The organism is Chryseobacterium sp. CG10_8 (assembly GCF_058117085.1).
The window spans coordinates 14,583-30,242 of sequence record NZ_JBYVEB010000032.1; the positions used below are offsets into that span (position 1 = coordinate 14,583).

Sequence of the window (15,660 nt, forward strand, 5' to 3'; positions counted from 1 at the left end):
TCGCAATGACTTAGTTCGCTAAATTCGGAGCCAACCATTTTTTAGCAAAATCTACTTCAATATTTTTACGTTTAGCAAAATCTTGTACTTGGTCTTCAGCGATTTTTCCTACTCCAAAATATTTTGCTTTTGGATTGGCAAAATAATATCCTGAAACAGCTGCAGTTGGGAACATCATCAAACTTTCAGTCAATTCTAAACCAATGTTTTCTTTCACTTTTAAAATTTCCCAAATCGTCAGTTTTTCCAAATGGTCTGGACAAGCTGGATAGCCTGGAGCTGGACGAATTCCTGAATATTTTTCAGCAATTAAATCTTCGTTTTCCAAATTTTCATCAGAAGCATAACCCCAAATTTCGGTTCTGATTTTATGGTGCAAATATTCTGCAAATGCTTCTGCTAAACGGTCTGCTAAAGCTTTTACGATAATCGCATTATAATCATCGCCTTTATCGTAATATTTTTCAGCTAATTCTTCCGTTCCGAAACCTGTAGTGACTGCGAAACATCCTACATAATCCTCAACTCCTGTAGATTTTGGAGCGATGAAATCACTTAAAGCTAAATATTCTTTTCCTTCCGATTTTTTCAATTGTTGACGAAGTGTTCTGAACGTATGAGTTTCGTCGCCGTTCTTCAATTCAATATCATCATTTTCTGTTGAATTTGCAGGGAAAATTCCGAAAACACCTTTCGCGGTGAACAATTTTTCATCTAAAATAACTTTCAATAATTTTCGTGCATCATTGAAAAGTTCAGTTGCTTGTTCACCCACAACTTCATCAGAAAGGATTTGTGGATACTTTCCGAAAAGGTCCCAACTTCTGAAAAACGGTGTCCAATCTACAAAAGGAAGTAATTCTTCTAAGTTTTGGTTTTCGATAATGGTTACACCTAAGTTTTTAGGTTTTGAAATTCCTTCGTTTTTCCAATCGATTTTGAAGTTTTGTTTTCTGGCTTCTTCGATGGATACATATTCTTTTTCGATTTGACGATTCAAGAATTTTTCACGGAAATCGTCGTAATCTAATTTTAATTCTTTTTGATAATTCTCGGAGTTTCTATCCAACAACTGAGAAACCACACCAACTGCTCTCGAAGCATCATTGACGTGAACAACCGTGTTGGAATATTTTGGAGCAATCTTCACTGCAGTATGTGCTTTTGAAGTCGTTGCACCTCCGATTAATAAAGGAAATTTTAAATTCTTTCTTTCCAATTCATCGGCGATGTGAACCATTTCGTCCAAACTTGGCGTAATCAAACCACTTAATCCAATCACATCCACGTTTTCATCAATTGCAGTCTGAATAATTTTTTCCGCAGGAACCATCACTCCCAAATCCACAATCTCGTAGTTGTTGCAACCCAAAACTACACTCACAATATTTTTACCAATATCGTGAACGTCGCCTTTTACAGTTGCCATCAAAACTTTCCCGTTGGCTTTTTGAGTTTGGTCTTTTTGAGCTTCGATAAAAGGTTGAAGATAAGCCACCGCTTTTTTCATGACACGAGCAGACTTCACCACCTGTGGAAGAAACATTTTTCCGCTTCCGAAAAGGTCACCAACAACGCCCATTCCCGTCATCAAATTACCTTCGATAACATCTAAAGGTCGGCTTGTCAAATGTCTTGCTTCCTCTACATCTTCTTCGATAAAACGGTCGATTCCTTTCACCAAAGCATGTGTAATTCTATCTTGTAAAGGATTTTTTCTCCATTCTAAATCTTCAACGATTTCTTTCTTTGTTGATTTATTTTTTTCTGAGTAATCGAGTAATCTTTCGGTTGCGTCGTCTCTTCTGTCCAACATCACATCTTCCACCAACTCCAACAAATCTTTTGGAATTTCGTCGTAAACTTCGAGCATTGTTGGATTAACGATTCCCATATTCATCCCGTTTTTAATGGCATGATATAGGAAAACCGAATGCATCGCTTCACGAACCGAGTCATTCCCACGAAACGAAAACGAAACATTAGAAACTCCACCCGAAACTGAAACATGAGGGAGATTTTCTCTCACCCATTTTGTTGCGTTGATGAAATCTAAAGCATTTTTGCGATGTTCTTCCATCCCCGTTGCAACGGGGAAAATATTTAAATCGAAAATAATATCTTCCGCAGGAAAGCCAACTTGGTTCACCAAAATATCGTAACTGCGTTGACAAATTTCAATACGCCTATCGTAGTTATCCGCTTGTCCAACTTCATCAAAAGCCATGACAATTACCGCCGCTCCGTATCTTTTTATTTTTTTGGCTTGCGAAATAAATTCTTCTTCACCACCTTTCAAACTGATGGAATTTACCACTGCTTTTCCTTGAACCACTTGTAAACCTGCTTCTAAAATCTCCCATTTTGAAGAGTCAATCATAATTGGGATTCTTGCAATATCAGGTTCTGAAGCGATTAAATTTAAGAATTTAACCATGCAATATTTTCCATCAAGAAGTCCGTCATCAAAATTGACATCCAAAATCTGAGCTCCACCATCAACTTGATGTCTTGCAATGTCTAAAGCTTCAGAAAATTTTTCTTCCTTAATTAATCGAAGAAATTTTTTGGAACCTGCAACATTGGCACGCTCACCAACATTGATGAAATTGGATTCAGGGGTTACTACGAGTGGTTCGAGACCAGAAATTTTTAAATATTTACTCATTATTTTATTGTGAAACCACTTTCAGTAGTTTCATTACGATACCTACCAAAAAAAAGTTTGCTTTACATTGTTTCTTCCATCACCTTTTCTATAGAAGTCGCATTGGATTTTAATAAATCATAATGCTTCCCTAATGCCATGGTTAATGGAAATTGTTTATAATTAAATTGATGTTCTTGGGCAAAATTTTTAATTTCATCGGTTATCTCATTGTAATACACATAACTGTAACTTGGAAATAGATGATGTGCAACATGAAAATTAAAATTCCCCAAAATATGTCTGATAAACCAGTTATTATTAGTTAAATCATTGGTTACTTCAAATTGGTGTCTTATCCAAGTGAAAGGAAGTCCATCATTTTCATCCAGCACTGGAAACTCATTATCTGGAAGTGGATGCAACGGAAGCAAAACGAATAGTGCAAAAACACTTGCAACAATTACTTGTAAAAACCAAGCTCCAAATGCTAATTTCCAAGAGACACTGAAGAAAACGACAGGGACTACTATTTGATAAAAGAAATAAAAGAGTTTATAAAGAACCATTTTTATCTTTTCACTGGTTGGAATATTCCCTTGTGTCTTTTGAATCACCCGGTCTTTGTCAAAAAAATCTCTAAAATCCCTAATAAACATCCAATTGAACAGGTACAAAGGATAAATTAAAAAGAAAATTCGATGTTGGATTTTCTGTATTCCTCGAGCTGGAATATGAGGATAGATTTTCAGTACTCCACTTTGCTCAATATCGGTATCCCACCCATCCACATTAGGATAGGCGTGGTGACTTACGATATGTCTCTTTTTCCAGATATAGGAATTAGCTCCTACAAAGTCGAAAATCTGTAATACCAAACTGTTGAGATTTTTACTTTTAAATATATTATTGTGTGCCGCTTCATGAATCAAATTAAGGTATATTAATACCAAAGTGATTCCCATACATGCATAGCTTACAAGGTAAATCCAGTGATTAGTGGAGTTAAATATTGCCAGAAAGTACAATCCAAAATAGACTACCGGTAGGATAACTACTTTAATCTGGATATAGATATCCCTATTTTCTTCAATCTCTTCAACTCTATTGTTGACCCTTTTTCTCAAATCGTTAAATAGCTGGGATTCCTCCTTAGTTTTAAGGTAAGATGGTTTTTTCATTAGTTAAGTTTTTTGCAAAATTACAAACGAAAATTCCTTCAAGAAAAAAAATTGATTAAAAAAATGCTCTTTCCTTAACGATTCTTGGTGAATAATTTTTCACTAAATCTGCAATCGCCTTTATATGGGGTGGTGTCGTACCACAACAGCCTCCAATGATATTAATCAGTCCTTTGTCTGCATATTCTTTAATTTGCTCGGCCATCATCTCAGGTGACTCATCATATTGTCCAAATGCATTAGGCAAACCTGCGTTAGGATAAGCAGAAATATAAAAATCTGATTCTTGTGCAATACTTTCTAAATAAGGAGTCAACTGTTTTGCTCCCAAAGCACAATTAAATCCAACACTCAATAAATTAAGGTGAGAGACCGAAATCAAAAATGCTTCCGCTGTCTGACCACTCAAAGTTCTTCCGGAAGCATCAGTAATCGTCCCAGAAACCATAATCGGAATTTTTACATTTCTTTCCTCCTGAATTTCATCAATCGCGAACAAAGCTGCTTTTGCATTGAGTGTATCAAAAATCGTTTCGACCAAAAGAATATCGCTTCCCCCGTCTAACAATGCTTCCGCTTGTTGTTTGTAAGCAATTCTAAGTTCATCAAACGTAATGGCTCGATAACCTGGGTCATTAACATCGGGAGAAAGTGAAGCTGTGTTATTTGTTGGCCCCATCGAACCAGCAACAAACCTTGGTTTTTGAGGATTTTCTGTAGTGAATTCGTCGCAAACTTTCCTTGCTATTTTTGCTGATTCATAATTCAGTTCATAGACCAAACCTTCCATATGATAGTCCGCCATTGCGATAGTGGTTCCAGAAAAGGTATTGGTTTCGATAATATCTGCTCCCGCTTCCAAATATTGTTTGTGAATCGCTTCAATAATATCTGGTCGTGTGATGGAAAGCAAATCATTATTCCCTTTAAGAGGAGATTCCCAATCCTTGAATCTTTCTCCACGATAATCTTCTTCAGTCAACTGATGCCTTTGAATCATCGTACCCATCGCTCCATCGAGAACGAGAATTCTTTGCTGAAGTGCATCATAAAGTTTTTCGCTATTTTTCATTTTATTTAGGATTATACCTTATTGTTTTTTAGTTTACAAAATTACTAATTATCTAACGCTTGTTTAAGATCCGCAATAATATCCTCAACATTTTCCAAACCAACCGAACATCGTACTAATCCAGCCGTGATTCCGACTTCGTTTCTTTCTTCATCTGAAAGCTTAGAATGGGTTGTAGATGCTGGATGTGTCACGATGGTCCTTGTATCTCCTAAATTTGCAGACAGCGAGCACATTTTAATCTTATTTAAAAAATTTCGGCCTCCATCAATTCCACCTTTTACTTCAAAAGCGACGATATTTCCGCCTAATTTCATTTGCTTTTTGGCTACCTCATAGTTAGGATGAGACTTCAAAAAAGGATATTTAACCAAGGAAACATTGGGATTATTTTCTAAGAATTCGGCGACTTTCAATGCGTTTTCACAATGCTTTTCTACTCTGATGGCTAAAGTCTCCAAACTTTTACTCAAAACCCAAGCATTAAAGGGCGACATCGCAGGTCCTGTATTTCGAGAAAAAAGATAAATTTCTTGAATTAAATCCGCCTTTCCAACCACTACTCCTCCCAAAACTCTTCCTTGTCCGTCAATTAATTTGGTTGCTGAATGCACCACCAAATCCGCTCCATATTTTATAGGTTGCTGTAAATAAGGTGTTGCAAAACAATTATCAACGATGAAAATCAGATTGTGCTTTTTCGCAATCTCTCCAAAAAACTCCAAATCCAAAATCTCAATAGCGGGATTGGTCGGTGTCTCGAGGTAAAGAATCTTAGTATTGGGTTTGATATATTTTTCTACATTATTGGCTTCATCAGCCTTGAAGTAGGAAGTTTCAATATTCCACTTTGGGAAATATTTTGTGAACAAAGTATGCGTCGAACCGAAAACCGACTGACAACTCACAATATGATCACCAGAATTCAGCAAAGCTGCAAGCGTTGAAAAAATAGCAGCCATCCCTGTCGCAAAAGCATAGCCCGCTTCTGCTCCTTCCATTTTAGCCATTTTATCTGTGAACTCCGTTACATTGGGATTACTAAAACGGCTGTACAAATTTTTGGGTTTCTCCTCCGCAAAGCTCGCTCGCATATCTTCTGCATCTTCAAACACAAAACTTGAAGTCAAATATAATGGCGTCGAATGCTCATCAAACTGCGATCTTTCAGTCTGCGTTCGGATAGCTAAAGTTTCGAAATTCTCCATAATTTTAATGTAACAATGTAAAAGTTTAGCAATTTACCAATGTCATTGTTACATTCTTTACATTGGTAAAATGTTAGATTAAAATTTATTTCGCTTCACTTAATCTCAAGATATCTCCAAAAACGCCTCTTGCGGTAACTTGAGCTCCTGCTCCTGCTCCCATTATCGTAATTGGATTTTCTCCATAACTTTCGGTGTAGATTTCAAAAATAGAATCCGAACCTTTCAGTTGTCCTAAAGCCGAATTAGCTGGAACAGAAATTAGTTTTACTTCTAATTCACCTTTATCTTTTTGCAAATCTCCATGTAAATCACCTACATATCTCAAGACATGACCTTCTTTCTGATTTTGTTTCAATTCCAAATATTCTGCGTCAAGCTCTTGCAGACGAGAGATGAATTCATTTTTATCGATTTTCTGAAGCTTTGGTTGAATTAAATTTTGAATTTTAATATCACTAAATTCATTCACCAAATCCAGTTCTCTGGAAAGAATCAAAAGCTTTCTCGCAACATCATTTCCACTTAAGTCTTCTCTTGGATCAGGTTCTGTAAAACCTTTCTCCATTGCTTCCTTCACAATCGTTGAAAAAGCTTCGTCTCGAACTGAAAAATTATTAAAAATATAACTTAAAGAACCCGAAAAAACGCCTTTAATCCTTGTGATATTCTCACCAGAAAGATGCAGAAGTTTTATCGTGTCAATAAGTGGCAATCCTGCTCCCACATTGGTTTCGTATAGGTAACGCTTATTGTTTTTCGTTAAAATATGTCTCAAATTTCGATACTCCGAAATAGGTAACGTATTAAATATCTTGTTGGAAGAAACAATATCGAAACCACTTTCTGCTAAAATAGGATAATTGGCCACAAAATCTTTGCTGGCGGTGTTATCAACCACAATCAAGTTTTCGAACTGATGCTCTTTGGAAAAATTAATAATTTCTTGAACGTTGGATGTAAGTTCTGCTTTGCTGACCTCATCTCTCCAATTGCCTTGAAATCCTTCTTTGTTAAGCGTTAATTTTTTTGAATTGGCGATACCGATGATTTTCAAATCGAGTTTTTTTCTTCTTTTAATTTCCTCCGCATGGTCCAAAACCTGCGAAATTAATGTCGAACCAACATTCCCATGACCTATCAAAGCCAAATGCACCGTTTTTGGTTTCCCAAAAATCTCCGCTTCGATAATATTTTTCGCTTTTTCGTCTTGATTAGAAGTCACCACAATATTCGCTCTATTCTCGGAAGCTATCTGATTAAGTATCAATGGAAAAATATTATTGCGAGCCAATTCTGAAGATATTTTGGTATAATCGTGACTTTCAAAACCAATCACCGAAACGCCGCTGATATTGTAAATCTGATTAACCTTTCCTGACTGTTTTTCCAAAGCGAACTCGTCATTAAGACAAATAACTGCATTTTCTGCGTCTACTTCATTGACCAAAACAGAAACTCCATTCTCTAACGCCTGCTGAGAAATTACCCCAACGCTAATCTTCGCATTGGTCAGAGCTTTGAAAATTCTTCCATCCACTCCAATTTCGCCAAGAAAATTCTTACCTTCAAATTTGATGATGGCTTTGTTTTTATAAATCTTTACTGCATTCTTATCGTTCATTTCGCTCTATTTTAAGTTGTTTTGGTGTAGGTCTGTTCTCACTGAGTCTTCGGTTTGTTCTATAATTTTGGTAATTATTTGGTCGAGCTGCTCATATTCCATTAAGAAAGCATCATGTCCATGAATGGATTTTATCTCGTGATAGAAAACATTTTCTTTGTCATGCTGAGCTTGTCGAAGCATCTCAAAACAATTTTTGATTTCAAATGCTGGAAAAAACAAATCCGAATTGACCGCTACTAAATGAATTTCTGCTCGAATATCCAGAAGGTCGTTTTCATTAGTATTGATGTTCATCAAAAGGTGATTCATCAGTCGATAAGCTTTGATACTAAACCTTTCGTTAAGAGATTTCCCATGATAATTAAGCCAATCTTGAGATTCTAAAACTTGCTTTTCTGCAATCACTTTTCTCTGAAATCTTTGATTAATTGATTCGGGCGTTCGGTAACATAGCATCGCATGAATCCTCGCCTTCTCCAAAGGGTTTTCGTTAGAATTTAATACAAATTCTTGAACCAAACATTGAGCATGCAACCAATCGGTCGTTTTGTAATCCGAAGCAATAGGAACGTATTTCTTAGCCAAATCAGGTTGCAAAGCCAACATTTCCCAACCAATAGAGCCACCGACAGAACCGCCAATAAGGATTTCGAGTTTAGTAATATTCAAAACCTTTAGTCCCTCAAGAAAAATCCTTGCGATATCCTTAGTGGCAAATTGGGAATAATCCTCCAAAAAGAAATCATCAAAACCATTTCCTGGAATATTAAAACAAAGAACGGTATAACTCGAAGTATCAATAACCTTACCTTCTCCAATCAAATTTTTCCACCATCCTTTTTCTCCGGAAACATTAGAATTTCCTGTCAAAGCATGATTAACCATGACTATCGGAGCCGAAAAAAGCGGTTTTCCAAAAGTCTGATAACTCAGCGGAATGTCAAAAACCCTCCCTGCAGTAGTCTTAAATTGATTGATGTTGATATGTTGTAGCGTACTTTCCAATTTTTCTAAAAAAATATTTAACAAAAATTGAAAATGCTACCAATAAAGTAGTAAAAAATAGTCCAAAGTTATCTTCTCTATTTGAGTAGAATGTAGCACCTTCTTACCGAATTGTAAGGGTTGCTAAGGCTTCACAGAGTCTAATCTCTCCACCTTTCTTGATAACATTTTCAATATGTAAAAGAACAAATCTTGGTGCAAATATAGAGTTTTTTTAAAATTAGGCAAATGCATTAACCACTTTTTATTTTTTATAATTTTGCCAAATAAAATAGAACGCTATGAATGCAGAAAAGGAAAGATTACTGGATTCCAAATGGAAAACTTGGGGACCTTACGTCAGTAACAGACAGTGGGGAACAGTGCGAGAAGATTACAGCTCCAATAATAATGCATGGGGGTACACCACTTACGAGGGAGCTTTAAGCAGAGTTTATCGTTGGAGCGAAGATGGAATTGCAGGAATCTGCGATAGTAAGCAAAGATTCTGTTTTGCATTTTCTTTCTGGAACAAAAAAGACAAATTCATAAAAGAGCGTTTTTTTGGACTTAGCAATCATCAAGGAAACCATGGTGAAGACTTGAAGGAAATCTATTACTATCTCGATAGTTCGCCAACGCATTCTTACATGAAAATGTTGTATAAATATCCAATCAATGCTTTTCCTTACGATGATTTGATTGAGGAAAGTGCTCGCCGGGGAAAACTCGACCCAGAGTATGAATTGATTGACACGGGAATTTTCGCAGACAACGAATATTTTGACATTTTTATCGAATACGCCAAAATTAATCATGATGATTTCCTGATTAGAGTAACCGCTGTCAATAGAAGTAATAAAACTGCGCCATTGGTGATTATGCCAACGGTATGGTACAGAAATAATTGGAGTTGGGGTTATGGAAAATACAAACCAGAACTTAACTCCCATCAAAAGGGACTTATTGATATTAACCATGACAATATTGCTCTAAAAAAACTATACGCTCGTAACCATGATACAGAAGCCATTTTCTGTGATAACGAGACCAATAAAATGAAGATTTTTGGAACCAAATCCGATAAAAAATACTTCAAAGATGGAATCAATGATTATCTCGTACTTGGAAAGAAAACAATCAATCCTCAAAAAGTAGGAACAAAAGCTGCTTTTCTTGTCGATACTGTTATTGAGGCGGGAGAATCCAAAACTTTCGATTTCAGATTAAGTCCTCATGATATGGATGATGCTTTTTTTGATTTTGATTATATCATGGAATTGCGCAAAAGCGAAACTGAGTCTTTCTACCAAGAGATGCAACATGAAATCACGGATAAAGACGAAAGAAATATTCAGAGGCAAGCTTTCGCAGGACTTCTGTGGAACAAACAGTTTTATCATTACAATGTTTCGAAATGGTTAAAAGGACAACCCGAACTGAACATAGAAAGAGACCTATCTCAATTTGTTCGAAACAAAGAATGGGTCCACATGCAAAACAAAGATATCATCTCAATGCCAGACAAATGGGAATATCCTTGGTTTGCAACTTGGGATTTAGCTTTCCATTGTGTTCCTTTTGCGATTTTGGATTCGGGGTTTGCAAAACATCAGTTAAAGTTATTGACCAAAGAATGGTACATACATCCTAACGGACAACTTCCTGCCTATGAGTGGGATTTCAGTGATGTTAATCCACCCGTGCATGCATGGTCAACTTTTAGAGTATTTAAAATTGATGAAAAGCAGAACGGAAAACCCGATTTGGTATTTTTAGAAAGTGTTTTCCAAAAATTATTATTGAATTTTACTTGGTGGATTAACCGAAAAGACAAGAACGGAAATAATATTTTCGGCGGTGGATTCCTTGGACTTGATAATATTGGTGCGTTCGACCGAAATATGCAATTCAAAAATGGAGCGCATCTTGAACAAGCGGACGGAACAAGTTGGATGGCAATGTTTGCTCTCAATATGATGAGGATTGCGATGGAGCTTTCGCTCTACAATGCAGTCTACGAAGACATGGCCATTAAGTTTTTCGAGCATTATCTTTACATTGCGGAAGCGATGGACAAAGGTGGACTTTGGGATGATGAAGACGGCTTCTTCTACGATGTATTACAATCCAATAATGGAAGTTCGATTCCTCTTAAATTAAGAAGTATCGTTGGATTAATCCCGATGTTTGCGGTGGAAGTTGTTGAACATGATATGTTAGAAAAACTTCCAAACTTCAAAAGTAGAATGGATTGGGTACTCAAAAACAAACCGGAACTTGCCAAACTCGTTTCGCATTGGGAAGTTGAAGGAAAGGGAAGAAAACATTTGATGAGTATTTTGCGGAAAAATAGACTTTCTCGTGTACTAAGTCGAATGCTTGATGAAAAAGAATTTTTGTCCGATTACGGAATCCGAAGTATGTCAAAGGTCTACGAAAATCATCCTTTCGAGTTCGAAATTGACCATCAAAAATTTGTCGTTAAATATATGCCTGCGGAAAGCGACAGTTCGATGTTTGGCGGTAATAGCAATTGGCGAGGCCCTATTTGGTTCCCTATCAACTTCTTAATTGTAGAAAGTTTGCAACGCCACCATTATTACTATGATGATAGCCTTAAGGTTGAATTTCCAAAGGGAACAGGAGAAATGAAGAATCTCAATTTTATTGCCAATGAACTTAGCAATAGGTTGAAATCGATATTTATGCAAAATAAAAATGGTGACCGTCCGTTCAATGGTGATATAACTCTTTTCAACGAAGATGAAAATTTCAAAAACTACATATTATTCTACGAGTATTTTCATGGCGATAATGGAAGAGGAATTGGAGCTTCTCATCAATGTGGATGGACTGCAACGGTTGCTAAATTAATTCAACCGAGATTAATCTGATTCTGAATATTGAATTAAGAAACCACTTGGAAATAAAAAAACAAGACACATCAAACAAAATCTAAATAATTTATAAAATTATTAACATTTGTAAAATATGATTGTTAAATAATTATTACATAACTTTGTTTAAGTGAAAAAATGGATTCCCATATTATTATTGACCTTCTACTTGGTTTCTACAACTGAGCTGTATCAGTTTTTGAAGATTCCTTGTATGATAGAGCATTATGAAGAGCACAAAGCTCTTAATCCTAATATGTCCATTTTTGCATTTTTGAAGATCCATTATGACCACCCGACAAAGGATGCCGATTACGCAAAAGACCAGAAATTGCCTTTTGTTGCTCATATCACACCTCTATCTTTGGTCTTTACACTTCATCAACCTTTCGTTTTCGAATTGAAAGAGGAAAGTGTTAATCGTGTGTTCAACAAAGCAATTCCGTCCTATGATGAAAATCTTTGCTATCAAGGTTATCTAACTTCCGAATGGGAGCCTCCCAAATTTTTCAACTCTTAAATTATTGACTTTCTTTTTATTACTAAATTGTAATTGAAGTCTTAAAGACCTTTTTCTGAACATTCGGAACAAAGGACTTTCGCTCATATTTATTCAATCACTATATATTTAACAAAATGAAAAACTTAATTACAGCCATCATCTTGGCGTTTTTCTCAACATACTTTTCGGCACAGACCCGGTTTGACCTTGCCAAAAAACAAGCAACCGAAAACAACGAACTTATTTTGCTCAATTTTTCGGGTTCGGATTGGTGTATTCCATGTATCAAACTTCACAAAAATTTCATTGATACTCCTGAATTCAAAAAATTAGAATCCGATAACGTTATCGTCTATCTTAATGCCGATTTTCCAAGAAATAAGAAAAATCAGTTGGCTGCCAATATCAAAAAAGAAAACGCTGCATTAGCCGATCTATACAATTCTAAAGGGAGTTTTCCTTATACTCTTTTGCTCACTCCTGATGGAAAAGTGATTAAAAGCTGGGAGGGACTTCTCTCTGGAAATGCTTCAGATTTCGCAGACGAGATTAGACAAATTTCACAAAGTCAAAAGAAATAAGACATGTTAAAAGAATTCAGAAGAGCCCAAATATTAATGGGAAACGCTTTTGAAATTACCGTTGTTAATGACAATGAAGCCGTTGCACAGCAATACATTGACGTCGCCATTGAGGAAATACAAAGGATTGAAAAACTTTTGACAACCTTCGATGAAACAAGCCAAACTTGTCAAATCAATGATAATGCTGGAATTGCTTCCGTGAAGGTGGATGAGGAGGTTTTCAACCTTATTGAAAGAAGCCTGAGAATTAGCCAAATTACAGACGGGTACTTTGACATTTCTTATGGAGGCATTGACAAAAGCTTTTGGAACTTTGACCGAAAAATGCAGAAACTTCCTGACCCAGAAATCGTAAAACATCACCTAAGATTGGTAAATTATAAAAACATCAAACTGGATAGACAAAAGCTTAGTGTTTTTCTATCAGAAAAGGGAATGCGAATTGGTTTTGGGGGAATTGGGAAAGGTTACGCTGCAGAAATGGCCAAAAGACTGCTTCAAAAGAAAGGAGTAATTTCTGGAATCGTGAATGCTTCAGGAGACCTTACAACATGGGGAAACCAAGCTAATGGAAGTCCTTGGACCATCGGAATTGCCGACCCAGATAATGCCCAACAACCATTTTCTTACATGAATATCACCAATATGGCAGTGGCTACTTCTGGGAGCTATGAAAAATTTGTCATCGTTGATGGTAAAAAATATTCGCATACGATTAATCCAAAAACAGGAATGCCAATCTCGGGAATAAAAAGTGTAACGATAATTTGTCCAAACGCCGAAATTGCCGACGCAATGGCAACTCCGGTTAGTATTATGGGAATCCAACCTGCACTTAACATGGTGAATCAAATCCATCAATTGGAGTGTATTATCATTGATGACCAGGATAAAATTTATTCATCTCAAAACATCAACTTCAAATGAAAAATAATCAAATAAAAATAATAGTAGGAATCTTTTTCTTAGGTCTATTTGCTACCTTAACTTCCTGCACAGTCGTCAAAGAATACGACAAAAACAAACTGAACGATGCCGAAATGGTTTTAGGAAATCGAACAATAGAAAAAACAGAACTCAACTTCCAATCTTATCGAGAAGGTTCCTCTGGCGCTAATGCCGGAAAAGTTGGTGGTGGTTGCGGATGCAATTAACCCCTCTATTTTGTTGAATTTTTAAAATTGAATTGACATGAAAAAAGTAATTATAAGCATCATCGCATTGTTCGGTTTTATCCATGGGAAAGCACAAGAAAATACCAATACCGAAAAATCAAAAAAACTAACCCTCGACGAAGCCAATTTGGTTTCCAGCTACTATCATCAAGATGGTAACAATTCTGCGGTGACAGGAGGAATTGGTTCCGAAAAACTTTCGGACATTTCTAACGCCATCGATGTCACGATGATTAAGTATGACAAAAAGCAAAGAAAAAATGCCTTCAATCTAAGTGTTGGAATTGACCATTATACTTCTGCTTCATCAGATATGATCGACCTCAAAGCTAACTCATCAGCGTCATCAAGGGACACAAGGGTTTATCCTGCGCTCAATTGGTCACGAGAAAATGAAGAAAAAGGAAGCACCATTATGGCGGGCGTTTCTGCATCAACGGAATTTGACTATCAGTCTTTTGGAGCAAATATTGGATTTTCAAAAAAGACTGGAAACAAGATGGGAGAATTTACTGCTAAATTTCAAGCTTTCATAGACCAAGTGAGTCTTATTGCGCCTGTAGAACTCAGAACAGGAAACACTGGAGACGGAGAGCACAGTAGCCAAGGTACCGAAGGTAGAAATACTTACGCAGCGTCATTGGCATATTCACAAATTATTAATAGAAACTTTCAAGTTGAATTTTTAGCAGATGTCGTACAACAAGATGGTTACTTGAGTTTGCCGTTTCACCGAGTGTACTTTACAGATGGCAGTGTTCATCAGGAGAAATTGCCTGACCAAAGATTCAAGCTTCCGTTGGGGGTTAGAGCAAATTATTTCCTTGGAGATAAGTTCATTATTAGAGCATATTATCGTTACTACACGGATGATTGGGGTCTAAAATCCAACACAGTGAGTATCGAGACTCCAATTAAATTTTCGCCTTTTGTTTCAGTAAGTCCATTCTACAGATATTACACCCAAACAGCAGTCGATTATTTTGCGCCTTATCAACAGCACACCGCAACGCAGGAATTCTACACCAGCAATTATGATTTATCAAAATTCGACAGTCATTATTACGGAGCTGGAATAAGATTTAATCCACGAAATGGGCTTTTCGGAGTCCGAAGATTGAGTATGTTAGAAGTGAGATACGGACATTACACCAAATCAGTTGGTATGAAGTCGGATATTATTTCGCTTAATTTGAGATTTAAATAATTGTCGACCATATAAAAAAACAAAAACTGCTTTCCAAATCTGGTAAAGCAGTTTTTTTATTTATTACTTAACAAGTACCCCATTAACTGTCACTGTATATTCAACTTCGACGTTGGGTTCTAATGTTTTGGAAACAGAACAATATTTATCAAAAGAAAGTTGAGCTGCTTTATGTGCTTTTGTTGGGTCAACTTCTCCTTCAATAAAAAATTTAACAATGATTTTCTTAAACGGTTTAGCATCTTCGATTTGCACTCTTTCTCCTTCTATTTCCGCTGAAAAATGAGTAATATGCTGCCTCTGCTTTTTTAGAATCGAAACGATATCAATTCCGCTACAACCAGCAACCGCCATAAGAACGCTTTCCATCGGCGAAACACCTTTCGCATCAGGTTGAGAGGTATTATCTAAAAGAATTTTGTTTCCCGCTGAATTAGAACATTCGAAAAGGAAATCGTCGTTGATTCTATTTAATTTTACTAACATATGTATATGGGTGTTTTTCCTGTTAACTTTATTTTTGTTTTGATGAATATCCGTTTATTTGCCTAATCCTGTAATGTTAGCAATGAT

Annotated in this window: 13 protein-coding genes and 1 riboswitch; of the genes, 6 read left to right on the top strand and 7 right to left on the bottom strand. The window is 36.2% G+C overall.

Annotated features, from left to right (window positions below):
- Positions 1-10: 10 nt before the first annotated feature.
- The 6 genes from metH to AC4AGG_RS07320 form a co-directional block, all read right to left on the bottom strand.
- A complete protein-coding gene (gene metH / locus AC4AGG_RS07295; RefSeq protein WP_489771334.1) occupies positions 11-2,668 on the bottom strand; it encodes a methionine synthase in 2,658 nt (885 codons plus the stop codon).
- Positions 2,669-2,730: 62 nt separating this feature from the next.
- Positions 2,731-3,828, bottom strand: coding sequence for a fatty acid desaturase family protein (locus AC4AGG_RS07300; protein WP_489771335.1), 1,098 nt, complete (start codon positions 3,826-3,828; stop codon positions 2,731-2,733).
- Between the two features lie 55 nt (positions 3,829-3,883).
- Complete coding sequence (locus AC4AGG_RS07305; protein ID WP_489771336.1) at positions 3,884-4,900, bottom strand: homocysteine S-methyltransferase family protein; 1,017 nt, start codon at positions 4,898-4,900, stop codon at positions 3,884-3,886.
- A 44-nt stretch (positions 4,901-4,944) separates the two neighbouring features.
- Entirely contained in the window at positions 4,945-6,108 is a 1,164-nt protein-coding gene (locus AC4AGG_RS07310) for an O-succinylhomoserine sulfhydrylase (RefSeq protein WP_489771337.1), read from the bottom strand.
- Positions 6,109-6,193: 85 nt separating this feature from the next.
- On the bottom strand, positions 6,194-7,732 hold the full coding sequence (locus AC4AGG_RS07315; protein ID WP_489771338.1) for an ACT domain-containing protein: 1,539 nt from the start codon (positions 7,730-7,732) through the stop codon (positions 6,194-6,196).
- A 6-nt stretch (positions 7,733-7,738) separates the two neighbouring features.
- Complete coding sequence (locus AC4AGG_RS07320) at positions 7,739-8,740, bottom strand: alpha/beta fold hydrolase (protein WP_489771339.1); 1,002 nt, start codon at positions 8,738-8,740, stop codon at positions 7,739-7,741.
- A 65-nt stretch (positions 8,741-8,805) separates the two neighbouring features.
- Positions 8,806-8,908, bottom strand: a riboswitch (SAM riboswitch).
- Positions 8,909-9,021: 113 nt separating this feature from the next.
- On the opposite strand from AC4AGG_RS07320, the gene AC4AGG_RS07325 reads away from it, so the two are divergent.
- The 6 genes from AC4AGG_RS07325 (at position 9,022) to AC4AGG_RS07350 (ending at position 15,087) form a co-directional block, all read left to right on the top strand.
- Positions 9,022-11,616 (top strand): MGH1-like glycoside hydrolase domain-containing protein, encoded by a 2,595-nt coding sequence (locus AC4AGG_RS07325; protein ID WP_489771340.1) that lies wholly within the window; start codon positions 9,022-9,024, stop codon positions 11,614-11,616.
- Between the two features lie 133 nt (positions 11,617-11,749).
- Positions 11,750-12,139 (top strand): hypothetical protein, encoded by a 390-nt coding sequence (locus AC4AGG_RS07330; RefSeq protein ID WP_489771341.1) that lies wholly within the window; start codon positions 11,750-11,752, stop codon positions 12,137-12,139.
- 116 nt (positions 12,140-12,255) lie between these two features.
- The gene (locus AC4AGG_RS07335) at positions 12,256-12,702 is read left to right on the top strand and encodes a thioredoxin family protein (protein ID WP_489771342.1); all 447 of its coding nucleotides are present in this window, start codon (positions 12,256-12,258) and stop codon (positions 12,700-12,702) included.
- Positions 12,703-12,705: 3 nt separating this feature from the next.
- On the top strand, positions 12,706-13,632 hold the full coding sequence (locus AC4AGG_RS07340; protein ID WP_489771343.1) for an FAD:protein FMN transferase: 927 nt from the start codon (positions 12,706-12,708) through the stop codon (positions 13,630-13,632).
- Positions 13,629-13,859 carry a DUF4266 domain-containing protein gene (locus tag AC4AGG_RS07345; RefSeq protein WP_489771344.1) on the top strand — a complete coding sequence of 77 codons (231 nt, stop codon included), beginning with the start codon at positions 13,629-13,631 and terminating at the stop codon, positions 13,857-13,859. The genes AC4AGG_RS07340 and AC4AGG_RS07345 overlap by 4 nt, the downstream gene beginning before the upstream one ends.
- Before the next feature lie 37 nt (positions 13,860-13,896).
- On the top strand, positions 13,897-15,087 hold the full coding sequence (locus AC4AGG_RS07350; protein ID WP_489771345.1) for a DUF3570 domain-containing protein: 1,191 nt from the start codon (positions 13,897-13,899) through the stop codon (positions 15,085-15,087).
- Positions 15,088-15,150: 63 nt separating this feature from the next.
- Here the strand turns inward: AC4AGG_RS07350 and AC4AGG_RS07355 are convergent, their stop codons facing one another.
- Positions 15,151-15,573, bottom strand: a complete 423-nt coding sequence (locus AC4AGG_RS07355; protein ID WP_489771346.1) for an OsmC family protein — start codon at positions 15,571-15,573, stop codon at positions 15,151-15,153.
- Positions 15,574-15,660 lie beyond the last annotated feature (87 nt).

What these genes read in the sequence shown, in the direction of transcription:
- metH (WP_489771334.1), bottom strand. Translation starts at nt 2,668, where the DNA reads ATGAGTAAATATTTAAAAATTTCTGGTCTCGAACCACTCGTAGTAACC.
- AC4AGG_RS07300 (WP_489771335.1), bottom strand. Translation starts at nt 3,828, where the DNA reads ATGAAAAAACCATCTTACCTTAAAACTAAGGAGGAATCCCAGCTATTT.
- AC4AGG_RS07305 (WP_489771336.1), bottom strand. Translation starts at nt 4,900, where the DNA reads ATGAAAAATAGCGAAAAACTTTATGATGCACTTCAGCAAAGAATTCTC.
- AC4AGG_RS07310 (WP_489771337.1), bottom strand. Translation starts at nt 6,108, where the DNA reads ATGGAGAATTTCGAAACTTTAGCTATCCGAACGCAGACTGAAAGATCG.
- AC4AGG_RS07315 (WP_489771338.1), bottom strand. Translation starts at nt 7,732, where the DNA reads ATGAACGATAAGAATGCAGTAAAGATTTATAAAAACAAAGCCATCATC.
- AC4AGG_RS07325 (WP_489771340.1), top strand. Translation starts at nt 9,022, where the DNA reads ATGAATGCAGAAAAGGAAAGATTACTGGATTCCAAATGGAAAACTTGG.
- AC4AGG_RS07335 (WP_489771342.1), top strand. Translation starts at nt 12,256, where the DNA reads ATGAAAAACTTAATTACAGCCATCATCTTGGCGTTTTTCTCAACATAC.
- AC4AGG_RS07340 (WP_489771343.1), top strand. Translation starts at nt 12,706, where the DNA reads ATGTTAAAAGAATTCAGAAGAGCCCAAATATTAATGGGAAACGCTTTT.
- AC4AGG_RS07345 (WP_489771344.1), top strand. Translation starts at nt 13,629, where the DNA reads ATGAAAAATAATCAAATAAAAATAATAGTAGGAATCTTTTTCTTAGGT.
- AC4AGG_RS07350 (WP_489771345.1), top strand. Translation starts at nt 13,897, where the DNA reads ATGAAAAAAGTAATTATAAGCATCATCGCATTGTTCGGTTTTATCCAT.
- AC4AGG_RS07355 (WP_489771346.1), bottom strand. Translation starts at nt 15,573, where the DNA reads ATGTTAGTAAAATTAAATAGAATCAACGACGATTTCCTTTTCGAATGT.